Origin of the sequence: Hymenobacter nitidus (assembly GCF_020447315.1) — a bacterium.
GTDB lineage: Bacteria > Bacteroidota > Bacteroidia > Cytophagales > Hymenobacteraceae > Hymenobacter > Hymenobacter nitidus.
In genome coordinates, this window is record NZ_JAJADQ010000004.1 from 319485 (window position 1) to 334304 (window position 14820).

10 protein-coding genes are annotated in these 14820 nt (G+C 60.3%); 4 read left to right on the top strand and 6 right to left on the bottom strand.

The window, feature by feature from the left end:
- Window positions 1-211: 211 nt before the first annotated feature.
- A complete protein-coding gene (locus LGH70_RS09740; protein WP_226185041.1) occupies window positions 212-826 on the bottom strand; it encodes a hypothetical protein in 615 nt (204 codons plus the stop codon).
- A 222-nt stretch (window positions 827-1048) separates the two neighbouring features.
- Window positions 1049-1354: a hypothetical protein gene (locus LGH70_RS09745; protein ID WP_226185042.1), complete on the bottom strand. Its 306-nt coding sequence runs from the start codon at window positions 1352-1354 to the stop codon at window positions 1049-1051.
- A gap of 161 nt (window positions 1355-1515) precedes the next feature.
- Between LGH70_RS09745 and LGH70_RS09750 the strand changes: the two genes are divergently transcribed.
- Window positions 1516-2931, top strand: coding sequence for a cytochrome P450 (locus tag LGH70_RS09750; RefSeq protein ID WP_226185043.1), 1416 nt, complete (start codon window positions 1516-1518; stop codon window positions 2929-2931).
- A 260-nt stretch (window positions 2932-3191) separates the two neighbouring features.
- Here LGH70_RS09750 and LGH70_RS09755 read toward each other — a convergent pair whose 3' ends face one another.
- On the bottom strand, window positions 3192-4502 hold the full coding sequence (locus tag LGH70_RS09755) for a peroxiredoxin family protein (RefSeq protein ID WP_226185044.1): 1311 nt from the start codon (window positions 4500-4502) through the stop codon (window positions 3192-3194).
- Between the two features lie 158 nt (window positions 4503-4660).
- Here LGH70_RS09755 and LGH70_RS09760 point away from each other — a divergent pair, with 158 nt between their 5' ends.
- Together LGH70_RS09760 and LGH70_RS09765 are read left to right on the top strand one after the other, a co-directional pair.
- Window positions 4661-6955 carry an aconitate hydratase gene (locus LGH70_RS09760; protein WP_226185045.1) on the top strand — a complete coding sequence of 765 codons (2295 nt, stop codon included), beginning with the start codon at window positions 4661-4663 and terminating at the stop codon, window positions 6953-6955.
- 305 nt (window positions 6956-7260) lie between these two features.
- Window positions 7261-10113, top strand: coding sequence for an MSEP-CTERM sorting domain-containing protein (locus LGH70_RS09765; RefSeq protein WP_226185046.1), 2853 nt, complete (start codon window positions 7261-7263; stop codon window positions 10111-10113).
- An 82-nt stretch (window positions 10114-10195) separates the two neighbouring features.
- Here LGH70_RS09765 and LGH70_RS09770 read toward each other — a convergent pair whose 3' ends face one another.
- Entirely contained in the window at window positions 10196-10624 is a 429-nt protein-coding gene (locus tag LGH70_RS09770) for a hypothetical protein (protein ID WP_226185047.1), read from the bottom strand.
- A gap of 159 nt (window positions 10625-10783) precedes the next feature.
- Window positions 10784-10999, bottom strand: coding sequence for a hypothetical protein (locus LGH70_RS09775; protein ID WP_226185048.1), 216 nt, complete (start codon window positions 10997-10999; stop codon window positions 10784-10786).
- A 487-nt stretch (window positions 11000-11486) separates the two neighbouring features.
- Between LGH70_RS09775 and LGH70_RS09780 the strand changes: the two genes are divergently transcribed.
- The gene (locus LGH70_RS09780; protein ID WP_226185049.1) at window positions 11487-11831 is read left to right on the top strand and encodes a hypothetical protein; all 345 of its coding nucleotides are present in this window, start codon (window positions 11487-11489) and stop codon (window positions 11829-11831) included.
- 91 nt (window positions 11832-11922) lie between these two features.
- Here LGH70_RS09780 and LGH70_RS09785 read toward each other — a convergent pair whose 3' ends face one another.
- Window positions 11923-14739, bottom strand: coding sequence for a S8 family peptidase (locus LGH70_RS09785; protein ID WP_226185050.1), 2817 nt, complete (start codon window positions 14737-14739; stop codon window positions 11923-11925).
- Window positions 14740-14820 lie beyond the last annotated feature (81 nt).

The window sequence follows — 14820 nt, forward strand, 5'->3', positions numbered from 1 at the left end:
GCTAATGCATAATCCGTGTCCTTGCGAGGAATGAGTCGAAGCAATTCGTCCTCTGAAATGTGCCGAGCTTCCTTGACTGAAAAGCCCTTTACTCCGGTTGGAATAAAGGGCTTTCTGGTAACAGGTCAGTTGTCACTGCGCAGCGGACGGAGTGCTTCGTGCCTCGCAAGGACACGGGTTAGCTCATTCCCCACCTCAGCACTTGAGCACCTTACTTGGAGTTGGCGCGCAGGCGGAACTTGAAGGAGCCGGTGACGGGCTTGGCGGGGGCGGTGCTGTCGGCGCCGGTGCCTTTCATCAGCATGGCGTACTTGGCTTTGATGTCAAACAGCGCGTATTTGCCCTGATGACCGGCGTATTTCACAGCCAGGATTTCATTGTAGGCATTGTCGCTCATGCCGGGCAGGCTTTCCAGCCGGCTGTTGCTGCCTTCCGTAGGCGGGAGCTTGTGCGAAAATTCGAAAGCATTGCGGCCCATCCCGTACTTCGTGATAGGGTACTTGCGCAGGTTGGTCGAGGCTACCAGCGCCGAGCTATCGGCCGGATACGCAAAGTGAAACGTGGAATAGGTTGAGCCGGAAGTAGCCGAGGCAATAGCAATCTTAGGATTGTTGTAAAGCGGATTGAAACTCAGATTTAGGTGCGTGCAATCAATCTGCCGCTCCCAGTCGGGCGTTTTAAAGGCAAAGTGCAGACTCTCGCTCACGGCGTCGGGGGCGGGGTCTTCTTCTTTCGAGTCACTGCCGAAGCATGACACGAGGCTGAGGGAGCCGGCAGTGGCCAGGGCCAGGAGCGCCAAGCGGGAAGTGAGAAAAATTGATTTCATGTTGCAGCAGGTAAAAGCAGGTAGTTGAAAAGGTAGCGCGTTAGAAGGCAACATCCCGGGAGGTATTGCGTGCTACAAAGGTTCATTCATAACGGGGCTGTCGGCAATACCTACTTGTGGGTATTTTACTGGCTGAAACACAGAAAAAGCCCCACTGCTGGCGGCTGGGCCAGCGGTGGGGCTTTTTTATACAGGTAGCAGAACTCTGCTTCTTTACGGCATTTACTGGGCCGTCACCTGGTAGGCCACGCTCTCGGGCTTCACTTCCGACACGTCGAACATGACGCCGTCGAAGGTGCTTTTTACCGTTATTTCGTGGGTCATCTCGCAGCCGGGGCATTTAATCTCCTCGGTTTCGAACTGGCCGTCGTCTTCGGTGGAATTGGCCAGGTGGTCGGGCGCCGGCACCCCGATCAGGTCGGTGAAAACCTCGGTCTGGCAGTGGTTACACTCAAATTTGAGGCCGACGGTGCGGCCCTGCAGCTCATCAACGGGGGCAGGTGAGTTGGCTTTTTGCTGAATCCACATAAAGTGAGGGGTTTGGTTTGGAGGTTGGTCGGAACGGACGGGGCGCAGGAAAGCGCCCGAACCTGCTTACGAGGGCGTTCCGAAAAAAGATAGCCTCGACGGCGGAGCAGGCTGCGCCCAGGCAGGTTACTTTTGGCCCCTGGCTTGTGTTACGACCCTCCATGATGGCTGAACCCGTTTCCAACTTTGCGGCCCTGCCCCGGGTGCCCCGCTGGCAATCCTTGCTTCGCTCCGTGGCCCTGGCCAACGACCCGCTGCCCATTCTGGACCAGACCCTGGCGCGGTTTGGCGACACGGTGCACCTGTTCATCGGGGGCGTGCAGCCGTCTATCCTCACCCGCGACCCGGGGCTTATTCAGCATATTCTGCAGAAAAACCACCGCAACTACAGCAAGTCCAAATTCACCCAGGGCTTTGCCCGCTACATCGGCCACGGCCTGCTCACCAATGAAGGGGCCGACTGGCTGCGGCAGCGCCGCCTGATTCAGCCCGGCTTTCACCGCCAGCGCGTGGCCGTACTTACGGGCCTGATGCAGCAGATTATTGCCGAAACGCTGGCCCCACTGGTAACCCAGGCCCAGGCTGGGGGCGGGGCAGTAACCGTGGCGGTGCACGAGCTGATGACGCAGCTTACCTTCCGCATCATTGCCCGCTCGGTGTTCAGCGCCAACTTCGCCGCCGCTGAGTTGGACCGCGTGGCGGCGCTGATTACCAGGATTCAGGCCTTTTATGTGCGCACCATTCGCCAGCCCTACCTGAATCCGTGGTTCCGGCTGCGCGGCCAGTTCCGCTACCACGACCAGCTCACCCAGGAGCTGCGCGAGCTGCTGGGCGGCTACATTGCCCAGCGCCGCCGGGCCAACGAAGCCCCCAACGCCCCCACGCCGCCCGATGACCTGCTGCAAATGCTGCTCGACGTGCGCTACGAAGACACCGGCCTGCCCATGACCGACGAGCAGGTGCTCGACGAGGCCCTGATTCTGCTCATTGCCGGCCATGAAACCAGCGCCAACGCCCTGACCTGGCTGCTGTACCTGGTGGGGCAATACCCCGCCGAAGCCGAATCAATTCGCGCTGAAATGGCCGCCGTGCTGGCCGCCCGCCCTTCGGGGCAGTCGGGCGGCTTCACGTTCGAGGAGTTGCCGCGCCTAAGCCGCGCCCTCTACGCCGTGCAGGAAGCCATGCGCCTGTATCCGCCCGCCTGGATGGTAGACCGCGTAGCCTTGGCCGACGACGAATATCAAGGCCTGCGGATTCCGAAAGGCACGCTGTTTTCGCTCTACATCTACGGCCTGCACCACGCGCCCCGGCATTGGCAGCAGCCCACCGAGTTTAGGCCCCTGCGGTTTGCCCCGGGCCAGGAGCCGCTGGTGCCCGGCGCGTATCTGCCCTTCGGCGGCGGCCCGCGCCTGTGCATCGGCATGCAGTTCGCCCTCACCGAAATGCAGCTCGTGACCCTGGAGCTGCTGCGCCACTTCGCCGTCGAATTCCCTGGCGGCCGGCCGCCGGTGCTCACCCAGCCCCTGATTACCCTGCGTCCGAGAGGTGATTTCGAGGTAGGGCTGCGGCTGTTGTAATCAAAGCAAACGTGCCATGCTGAGCGAAGCACGTTCTGTCCTTGCGAGGAAGCCCGACATTTCGCGCCTTAAGCGGCGTCAATCCGTCCTCTGAAATGTAGAAAGCTTCCTTCGCTGAAAAGCCCTTTCCCACATGCGTAGGAAAGGGCTTTCTGGTAAAAGAGCAGGTCGTGCTACACAGCGGACGGAGTAGCGGCGCTGTCCCGCGGGTGCCACGGCTACGCCTCGCAAGGATGGGTTGGGCATCAGCACATTAACAATTATTCCTTCAGCAGCATGTCCACCGTTTTGTTGAAGTCGGCAATTTCCTCCTGGTAATACTTGCCGGTGCCGGGGCCAGAGAAGCCGGTGTGAATCTTGCGCACCTCGCCTTTCTTGTCCAGGAAAATAGTGGTGGGGAAGGCCAGTACGCTCTGCAGCTGCGGCAGCGACTTGGCGGCGGCATCCTTGTCGGCAATGCCGGCTACGGCTAGGTCGTAGCCCACGTTCATGCGCTCCTTCATCTTCAGCAGCTTCTTGGCGGCCAGCGTCTGGTCGGGAGTACGCTCGTAGCCCAGGCCGATGATTTCCACGCCGCGGCTCTTGTTCTTCTCGTACCAGGGGGCCAGGAAGTTGGTTTCGTCCATGCAGTTGGGGCACCACGAGCCCAGAATCTGGATGACGACCACCTTGCCCTTGTACTTGGGGTCGGAAGGGGAGATGGCACCGCCCTCGTAAATGCTGGGGAACTTGAAGTCGAGCTTTTTCTGGCCGGGTTTCATACCGGTCAGGGAATTGGCGTCGGGCAGCTTGGCGTTGGGGTCGGGCACGGCGGTCCAGGTTTCGTGGCCTTTCTTGCCCGAGTAAAAGTCGCCGCTGATGGCCGTGGCCTTGGTGTCGGTTTCGTTCGGGTTTTTGCCGGTGAACAGGAAACCGTGGCTGCCATCGAACGTCGAGAGCTTCATGACGTTGCCATCCACCTGGCCAGCCAGGTAGCGGTAGTCACCGGTGGTGGTCAGGAACGTGCCGGTGATGTTTTGGCCCTCCTGCTTGAAAACGCCCACGGCCGGGTAGGTTTCGCCGTCGTCACCCTTGAAGGTCACTTTCCAGGTGCCGTCGAACGACACGATTTTGCGGTCGGCCATGACCGGAAACAGCGGCTCCTCGCCTTTGGTGGCCCGAAACGGCATCCGGTAAGGCTCCTTGCCGTCGTACTTCACCCAGGCGCCTCTCAGCTGGCCTTCCCCATCGGCCCGCACCACCAGGGCCGCATCAAATACGCCCAGCCGGATGGTGGTCGAGTCGCCGGCCGTGCTTATTTCGTCGAGCTTGAGGCGCTCCTCCCCGTTGCGCAGCGTTACGGTGGGCTTGCCGCCGTCCTGGGCCACGTCGAACAGGAAGGGAATTTCCTGACCCTGGGCCGAGAGCACGCCGCGCCAGGTGCCGGCCGAAAGGGCATTGGCGCTGCCCACCTCCATCAAGTCGCCACCGCCGTCGGCAGCTTCGGGTTTGGAATTGGACTGGCACGAACCCAAGGCCAGCGCCAGGCCGAGGCCCGCGGCGAGGGGGCGGAAAGAAATAGGAAAGGACATAGAAGTAGAAAAGGTAATTCGGCCCAAAACTACTAATGGGCGTACTTGGTTTTAAAGATAGGCGGCTCAGATAAATTTTGGGTAGCGCAACGACTGCCGCCTATATTTGCGTACCTGCTCTTCGGAGCCTTACCTATTTCACTTTTTCCCTTCTGACTATGGCGTTTGACTTAGAAATGATTCAGGCCGTGTATGCCGGTATGGGCCAGCGGATTGAAGCTGCTCGTACCGCTGTTGGCCGCCCGCTCACGCTGACCGAGAAAATCCTGTACGCTCACTTGTATGGCGGTAACGTAACTCAGTCGTTCGAGCGGGGCGTTTCCTACGTCGATTTTGCCCCCGACCGTGTCGCAATGCAGGACGCCACCGCCCAGATGGCGCTGCTGCAGTTTATGCAAGCCGGCAAGCCCCAGGTGGCTGTTCCGAGCACCGTGCACTGCGACCACCTCATCCAGGCCCGCGACGGCGCCAATGAGGACTTGGCCGTGGCCAACGACGAAAACCGCGAAGTATATGACTTCCTGGCTTCGGTTTCCAATAAATACGGCATCGGCTTCTGGAAGCCCGGCGCCGGTATTATTCACCAGGTAGTGCTCGAAAACTACGCCTTCCCCGGCGGCATGATGATCGGCACCGACTCCCACACGCCCAACGCCGGCGGCCTGGGCATGATTGCCATCGGTGTCGGTGGCGCTGATGCCGTGGACGTAATGGCCGGCATGGCCTGGGAGCTGAAATTCCCGAAAGTAATCGGCGTTAAGCTGACCGGTAAGATGAATGGCTGGACCTCGGCCAAAGACGTAATCCTGCGCGTAGCCGGCATCCTGACCGTAAAAGGCGGTACTGGTGCCATCGTGGAATACTTCGGCGAGGGTGCCAACAGCCTCTCGGCCACCGGCAAAGGCACCATCTGCAACATGGGTGCGGAAATCGGGGCTACCACTTCGGTATTCAGCTACGATGAGAAGATGGGGGACTATCTGCGCGGCACCGAGCGCGCCGATATTGCCACGGCCGCCGCGGCCGTAGCGCACCACCTGCGCGCCGACGACGAGGTGTATGCCAACCCCGAAGCCTACTACGACCAGCTCATCGAAATTGACCTCTCCACGCTGGAGCCCTACGTGAACGGTCCGTTCACACCGGACGCCGCCTGGCCGATTTCGCAGTTCGCCGCCGCCGTGCGTGAGCATGGCTGGCCCGAGAAGCTGGAAGTAGGCCTGATCGGCTCGTGCACGAACTCGTCGTACGAGGACATCACCCGTGCCGCTTCCATTGCCAAGCAGGCCGTATCGAAAGGCCTGGCGGTAAACGCCGAATTCACCGTAACGCCCGGCTCGGAGCTGGTGCGCTACACCGTGGAGCGCGACGGTCTGCTCGACACCTTTGCCCAGATGGGCGGCGTGGTGCTGGCCAATGCCTGCGGCCCCTGCATCGGCCAGTGGGCCCGCCACACCGACGACCCCAAGCGTCGCAACTCGATTATCACCTCGTTCAACCGCAACTTTGCCAAGCGCAACGACGGCAACCCGAACACCCACGCTTTCGTGGCCTCGCCCGAAATCGTAACGGCTTTCGCCATTGCCGGTGACTTGACCTTCAACCCGCTCACCGACACGCTTACCAGCAAAGACGGCCACCAGGTGAAGCTCGACGAGCCTCAGGGTCTGGAAATGCCACCCCAGGGCTACGCCGTGGAAGATGCCGGCTACCAGGCGCCCGCCGAAGATGGCACGGGCGTGCAGGTGCTCGTTGACCCCACGTCGGATCGTCTGGAGCTGCTCGACCCCTTCAAGCCATGGGAAGGCACCGACCTGATGGGTCTGCGTCTGCTCATCAAGGCCCAGGGCAAGTGCACCACCGACCACATTTCGATGGCCGGCCCGTGGCTCAAATACCGCGGCCACCTCGACAACATCTCGAACAATATGCTCATCGGCGCTACCAACGCGTTTAACGGTGAAGCCAACAAGGTTCGGGATTTCGTGGCCCAGGGTGACACGTACAATACCGTTCCCCAGGTTGCCCGTAACTACAAGTCGATGGGTATCGGCACGGTGGTAATTGGCGACGAGAACTACGGCGAAGGCTCCTCGCGCGAGCATGCGGCCATGGAACCCCGCCACCTCGGCGTGCGGGCCGTCATTGTGAAGAGCTTCGCGCGTATTCACGAAACTAACCTGAAAAAGCAGGGGATGCTGGGTCTGACCTTTGCCAACAAGGCCGACTACGACCTGATTGAGGAAGGCGACACCATCGACATTCTCGGCCTGACCACGTTTGCCCCCGGTAAGCCGCTGCAGGCCCGCCTGCACCACACCGACGGCGACACGGACCTTATCTATCTGAACCATACCTACAACGAGGGGCAGATCGAGTGGTTCAAAGCCGGCTCGGCTCTGAACCTGATCCGCTTGAAAGAGTCGGGTTCGGCTCAGTTGTCGCAGAAGTAATTCTGGTTCTGGTACCGATAAAAAAGGCCGCCTCAGCTCCTGAGGCGGCCTTTTTGTTTGCTTCACATTATGGTTGCGACCTTTTAAGCCCCGGCAGAATCCAGCAAGAGGAAGGAGTATGTTCAATTAAGCCCTAACTAGTTTGCGGAGCCCAAGGCCTCTCCGGCAGCGGTGCCACCCGGTGCTTTCATCACTGAACCGGATAGGGAGAACCTAGCGCTTTGGAAATATACTTTGTATTACAAAGTTCTTTGATATAAGTTTGACCCATTGACGACAGGACTGAATCTGTCAGCCCAACCTGTATGCGCAATCTTCTGAATCCGAAGTGGCTTCTGCTGCTCAATACGCTACCCCTTGTGCTGCTGGCGGCGCTGTGCTACGGCGAGTTTACGGTGGTGCAGTCCCTGATACCGCCCCAGAGTTTGGAGCTGTGGCGCTGGTTTGGCCTTACGCTGGCGGTGTTGGGCGTAAGTACGCTGGGGTATGCCGTGGTCCAGATCCGGCGGGGCGAGTCCGTAGGGAAGGTCTATAGTATCGTAGCACTGCTGGCGTATTCGGCTTTCCTGCTGCTGTATCTGAAGTACGACAATCAGATCCTGCCCCGGGAAGTGCCGCGCTGGATGGTGCCCACCGAGTTACTTCTCTACGTGGCCACCTTTGTAATGCCTACGCTGGCCCACGCGCTGTTCACGCTGGTTGTCCAATTCACACCTCCCGGCCGTACCCACGGGGCCGGTATCAATTTTTTGCTGGCTTTTGTCGGGCCGCTGGCCTGGTATATTCTCCTGCTGGTGCCTTTCTCGGCCGTGCAGAGCGGGCATACTTCCTGGCTTTGGGATGCGGCCCTGACCGCTTCGTTCAGTCTGGGCGTGCTGGTGTTTCTGTTTTTCCTGGTCCGTGGAGCCTACATTCTGAGTTTGAAGCGGGCCGAAGACGCCGAGTTTAACTTCATCTGGAAGCTCCTGGTAGGGTTGCTGCTGCCGCTGATGGGCCTGCTGGTAAACAATGGTTTTTTCTGGGGCAGCTCCGGCGGTGGCGGCCAACACCGGGAGGAAGGCGTGTTTGGAAATTTTAACGACCCCTGGTTTTATATTCTGGCGGTGCTCAACGGCATGATGCTCTGCATCCCCGACCAGCCCAAGCGGTGGTGGCGCCTGACGGTATTTCTGGGGCGCAGCGTGCTGCTGAGCTACACTTTGTACTTCTTCATCGTTTTTCTGCCGTATCTGCCGCTGTCCATTTTGGGCATTATCCTCATTGGGCTTGGCTTTCTGATGCTTACTCCCCTGATCCTGCTGGTGATACATGTGCGCGAGTTGGGCGCCGACCTGGAGTATCTGGAGGGTTTTTTTTCCCGGCGCTGGCTCCGGGCCGGGCTGGTGGCCGGTGCCCTCACGCTGCCGCTCATCATTACGGGCCGCTACGTGCACAACCGCTGGGTGCTGCACGAGGCCTTGGCGTACCGCTACAACCCCGACTACGGCCGGACATATAGCCTCGACGCCCAGGCGCTGGCCAGCACCCTAAACATCATCAAGCAGCATAAAGAGCAGCAGTCTGGCTTCTCGCTGGGAAGCCACGTGCCCTTTCTATCCACGTATTTCAACTGGCTGGTGCTCGATAACCTGACCTTGTCCGACGACAAGATTGCCTCCCTGGAGCAGGTTTTTCTCGGTTCAGCACCTGTTCCAGCCGATTTCGAGCAGCGCAACTTTACGGCCAACACGGCCAGTGAGGCCCGCCCCGCACTAGCGGCCCTCACTAGCCGCAGCCACTACGACCCCCGCCAGCAAGCCTGGGTGAGCTGGCTCGACTTAAAAGTAGCTAATACCGATACCAGCCTTAGAGCCGGGGAATATACCACAACCCTGGAACTGCCGGCGGGCTGCTGGGTGGGCAGCTATTACCTCGACATCAACGGTCGGCGGGAACCGGGTATCCTGGCGGAGAAAAAGTCGGCGGCCTGGGTGTATGCTCAGATTGTGAACGAAACCCAGGTAAAAGACCCTGGCCTGCTGGCCTACGACGAGGCCGGCCGCGTTGGCCTGCGGGTGTACCCAGTCGTGCAGCAGGTGGCTCGTACCTCCGGTATCCAGCTGCTGCACAAGGAGCCCGTTGTACTCACCGTTGATGGCCGGCGCATCACGCTCGGCGACTCTACTGCCCGGCCGCTGCTAACCCCGGTAACCACGTCGGGCCAGGAAGAAGTAACGTACGTGAATGCAGCCGCCAAACAGCGGCTGCCATTGGTGCGCCGCACGCCGTATTACCATTTCCTGCTGGATGTATCCACGGCTGGGGGGAAACCAAAAGCCGCTTACGCCCGGCGTATTGACAGGGTGTTTGCGCAGGAAGCCGCCAACCCGCACGCCCGCTTTACCTTGGTTGATGCCTACGCTACGCCGGTCAAAACTCCCGCTGAGTGGCCGGGTGAGGCAGCCCGGCACCAAAGCCGGGGTGGGTTTTATCTGGATGGGGCCTTGCGCCAGTTGCTCTTTGAGGCCTGGCAGCACCCCGGGCCGGAGTATCCGATAATTGTGGTGGTAACAGACGATTTCAGCAAGGCCGAGCTTAGTAGCGCCTATCCAGAAAATGACCAGTTCTACGTGCTGGCTGCTGATGGTAGTCTGGCCGCGCATTCGCTGCGCCAGAACTCACGCGCCGCGATGCCGGTAGCCGCGTATCCGGCTCAGCCCCGGCAAGTGAGGGCCTGGCCGGGTACCGCCCGGCCCCGCGCCTACCTGCCCGACAATGGCAAGGCTGATATCGTGCTCAATCAGGCGCAGTTGGCCGTGCCGCAGCCGGGGGCAGGGGGCAGCCGGTGGCACACCGGCCTGCTGCTCCACGGCTACCAGCAGTGGCAGGCTTTTCATCCCGAAGCCACCGACGAGCAGCGCGTACCTTTCCTGCGGGCCAGCTTCCGGGCGGGCATCATGACGCCGCTCACCGCTTATCTGGCCCTGGAAAATGACGCGCAAAAAGCCGCCCTGAATCGTAAGCAGAATCAGGTGATGAATGCTAATGCTGCCCTGGATATTGATGAAAGCAGTGACGATGTGCCCACCAACGTGCCCATCGACGAGGAAGTGTGGCTACTGCTGGCCGCGGGGCTGCTACTGGCGCTCGGGCAGCTGCGGCGTACGATGCCGGGCTAAGTGGCCAGAAAAACGGGAGCCGCCGCAACTGCTTTCCTGGTCAGGGCAAGCAGTTGCGGCGGCTCCCGTTTTTCAACAGGGCTTAACGGTCTTTGCTACAGCGTAGCGGCTGCTCGCCACGAGTTTCGCGGGGCTTCTGCACGAGATAGTAATAGAGCAGAATGCCAAGGCCGGTGAGGAAGGGGATAAGGGCCAGGTGCTTGCCCGTCAGGCTGCCCCACACGCGCACGGTGTCGAAGCCCACAAACTCGCTGATCATCCAGTAGGAGTTGGCCGAAATCCAGAAAACGATGGCCAGGTTGTGGGCCAGCTCAGCCTTGATGTCGCGCGTGCGCCAGGTGATGAGTAAAGCAATAATAAGCGTGGGAAATACCATGGCGATGCCCAGCGGCTTCCAGATCATGCACCAGCCGATGTCTTTGAGTAGCCAGAACAGAATGTGCATGTTTTCCATGCGACGGTAAGGGGCCGGAATGCTGTAAAGCTGCTCGGCAGCGGTGGGCTGTGACATAAGGCAAGGCAGGAAAAGGCCCGTAAATGTAGCAGGAGTAGCCAACGTTGCCAGGCTGGCCGGCAACGGATACAGCGCGTGCATGGGGCCAGCGACGAAATATAGGGCAACAAAAAAGCCACCCCGGGGGGTGGCTGATGGAGGATATACCGCCACGTTTTAGTTGAGCCAGATATGGGCTACCGGCTCAAACCGCTGACAGTTGAAAGCGCCGTAGGGCCGCTCGGCATAAAAGCCCAGGACGTGAACCTGAAGCTGGCCGGTGCGGGCATTGGGCCGATACTGCACGGGATATACCGAACCCGTTTCGGGCCAGTCACCGATGTGGTCGGTGGGGCGGCTGGTGGCATCAATGCAGCGGGCATACTGCTGCATGGGGAGAGGAAAAGGAAGGCTGGTCTTCTTCGTTCTGCGCATATCCAAAAATACGAATATTATTTTTTAACTAAAAATATTAGGTAGAAAAAAATAAAGGAAATGTACGTGCATTGCTTCTGTTGATAGGATTAAAAACATATTAAAGTGTAGAAGAGCTTGTATTAAATTCATTTGAAAAGGAACTTTTATAGGCCGTACACTATCATGTGTACTAAATAAATTAGCAATCAGCGCTTTTTCAATACGAGTGGCTGATAGCCAAATGATTATCTATGGACTGCCAACGGGTTTTTATTTTGCTAGTGAAGGGGCAAACGAAAATATATGGCCAACTCCTACTGCCACCGTCCGGCTGCGCAGAACAACTGTTGAGTTACTGCGTAATTTTTACTTATTTCTCCGCAGATTCTCGTCATCTTACTGCATCCCTAACGGCCGCCATCCGTATCGGATACTGTCCTTCCCTCTGATAGTCTGCTCCGTTATGAACACCACCGCACCTTGCCTGTTCTCTTCCTTGCCCACGGCTTTGCAAAGCCGCTTTGTTCAGTTCCTGCGCCAGGAGCTCGGGGGTAGCCAGAATACGACCGTGGCTCCGGCCGATGAATGGCTGCAGGCTGCCCTTGTGGTTGACCCTACCGTGCAGCTACATCCGGCCCGGGGCACTTTTTGGATTCGGCGCGGGCGTAAAGCCTTGGAAAACATGGCCCGCCACTTTCTGGTGGTGCCACGCCCGGTAGCTGAACTGCTGGACCGCCACCAACTGCTACGCGCCAACCCCGCCGATTATGGCCTGACCGACGAAGAGTGGCTGGCTTTGGCTCTCTGATTCACCAATAAGCATGCGCACAAAAAACCGCTCGCCCGTAACAGGGCGAGCGGTTTTTTTGTGCGCATGCCAACAAGTAGCTATTGCTGGCTTATTCAGTGCCTATAACCACGCGGCGCGACCATACCCCCGCCGGCCCCGTAACCCGCAGCAAGTAGATGCCGGCGGGCAGGCCGCCTACATCGACCCGGCTGCGTGCGCCGGCCATGGCTTGCTGCGCAACCACCTGCCCCATAGCCGTAAGCAGCGTCAGCTGGGTAGCGTCTGGGTTCCCAGGTATCTCGACCCACACGTGAGTCCGGGCCGGGTTGGGATAAACTTGCCAGTTGGCCTGCGTCCGGGCCAGCCGGGTGGGCAGCACCAGGTTGTAGCGGGCCTGCGCGGCATCAGCAGCGGTTTGGAGAGCAGAGAGTGTCGGTGCGCCGAGCACGGCGAAGGCTACGACGGCGGAGTCGCCGGGGGCCAGGCGGCCCAGGGCCGCGCCCACTACCTGCGATACGTCGGTGCCCGTGGTGACGCCCACTGTGCTCTGGCGGGCTTTGTTGCTCAGGGTAAGAAATTTTTCGGCGCTACTGAACCCGTCACCCAACCGCACCGGCGTTCCGGCCGGGGCATTGTTGTTGATGGAATAGCAGGTAGCCGAGCCGCCCTGCAGCAGCTTCACGCCGGTATAGACCGTAGGGTTTTCCCGGTCGTACACGTAGCCCAAAGCGCGCACCGAGTCCCAGGCCGCGGCGTTGCGGCTGGCTTCGGGCAGCAGGTCCCAGTCCATGAACAGGCCCGCGTACAAAGGCTTCAGCGTGTCGGGAGTTATGTTTTTCAACTGGTATTCCACAATGGCGTAGTCCCGGTCGGCGGCCGATGACCAGGCGTAGCCGCGCTGCCGGATCTGCACGCCGACTGTGCCGGTGCGCCGGGCACTGGGCACCGAATCCTGAAACACGCCGTGGGCCTCCTGGGTGGCCCGCAGGGGCTGGCGGCTGAGCATAATCTGGTTCCGAGAATAAAAATCCTCACTGGCTGCGTTCCGCTCATTACGCACCCGGTCGGCCACGCGCGTGGGCGAGGTGGCCACCATCAGGCCTCCCTCGTAGAGCAGGGGCGCGCTGCCTTTGTAAGTCACGCTCTGGCCCAGGTCCGAGCCCAGCCCGTCGTAGCCCAGGCTGCCGCGGCTGGTCAGCGTCAGGTGCAGGTCGCCGGCGTTGAGCACCACGTAGTCGGGGTTGAGCGTGATGGTCAGAAACTGGTCGGTCTGGTAGCCATTGTCGGCCGTGAGGCGGTAGCGCAACACGGCGCGGGTATTGATGGGCACAGCGGCGGCTACCGACAAGCGAAAAGGCGCGGCCGTGTTGGTGGTGCGGGCCAGCGTAGCCAGGGTGCCGGCCGAAAAAATGCCCTGCCGCACGCTCAGGTAAGGCGACAGGGAGGTGAGCGTGACCTGCAGGCCCGCCACGGGCTGCAACAGATTCTGCACGGCCACTACCACTTGAAACGTGTCGTTGGGCTGGTAGGCCTGGCGGGCGGGCAGCAGCTGACTGCTCAGAATCCGGGCTTCGCGCTGGGTATTCTGGCTAACGGCCCGGTACACATTCAGGCGCCCGGTGCCCAGCTTGCCGCGCAGCGTCGTGTTGCCGGGCAGGCTATACACGTCGTCGGCCGTCTGGCGCAGCTGGGCCGCTACCTGATCGGCAGTGAACTGCGGAAAGCGGGTGCGCACCAGGGCGGCGGCTCCGGCTACCAGCGGGGCGGCAAACGAGGAGCCGTTCACGGGGAAATAGTCGCTGTCGTTGTTGCCCAGAATGGTCAAGACCTGCTCGCCGGGCGCCGACAGGGAAACGCGGCTGCTGTAGGTGGCCGGGCCCGATTTCTCGTCGTTGGGGGCCAGGGCGGCCACCGAAACGACGTGGTCGTAGCTGGCTGGGTAGAAATCAAGCTCAGCGTTGGTATTACCGGCGGCAGCTACCACCACGGCATTGCGGTTGACGGCGGCATAGGTAATAACGTCCTGCTCGAACTGCGACCGGCTGCCGGGGCTGCCCCACGATACGTTGATAACCTGGCAGCCATGGTCGGCGGCGTACACGATGGCCTCGAAGCCGGCAAAGCTGCCGGTAGCCGTATTGGGGTAAATCTTGAGCGGCAGGTACTTACACTTGAAGCCCACGCCGGCCAGCCCCACGCCATTGTCGGGCTGGGCCACGGCGCAGCCGGTCACCAGAATGCCGTGCACGGGCTGGAATACGGCCATGTTGATAGAGGCATCGTTGTCGTTGTCGGCCACGTCCCAGCCGCGGAAGTTGTCGACGTAGCCGTCGTTGTCGTTGTCGATGCCGTCGATGGGGTCGGCGTAGTTTTTCTTGAGCTGGTTGCGCAGGTCCTCGTGGCTGTAGCGCGTGCCCGTGTCGGTGATGCCGATGACGATGCTCGTGTCGCCCTTTGTCACGTCCCAGGCGCGGTAGGCCTGAATGTTCTTTAGGTAGAACTGTCCGGCCACGTTGGTCGAGTCGGACAGCGGGTCGTTGGGCTGATAGAGCGGGGCGCGGTAGTTCAGGGGCTCGGCGTATTCCAGCACGCCCGTTTGCAGCAGCGTCCGGTAGGCTTTGGCCAGGGCAATGTCCGATTTGAGCGTTATCTGATACACCAGCTGCAAATCGACGGAGCCGGGTACTTCGGAACTGGCAGGCAGGGTACGCGGAAATTTCTGCCGGATGCTGGAGGCTCCGATTTGCGCCAGGGCCTGCCGCAAGGCCGGGCTGGCCACGTCGTTTGCCGTGCCCAGGCCTTTGAATTCGGGCTTGAGCTTGAACACCAGCGTGCCGGGCAGCTGCGGGGCCCCCAACTGCGCCGCCCCGGGCAGGGAGCAGGTAAGTAGGCCAAAAAGCAATAGAAAACGTAGCAGTTGGGGCATAAGCAGTGAGCTGGGCAATTCCTGGTCTGGTACGTAAATTTAGCCCGGCTCAGATGTAGTTGTTGACCTGCTCCCGCCAGT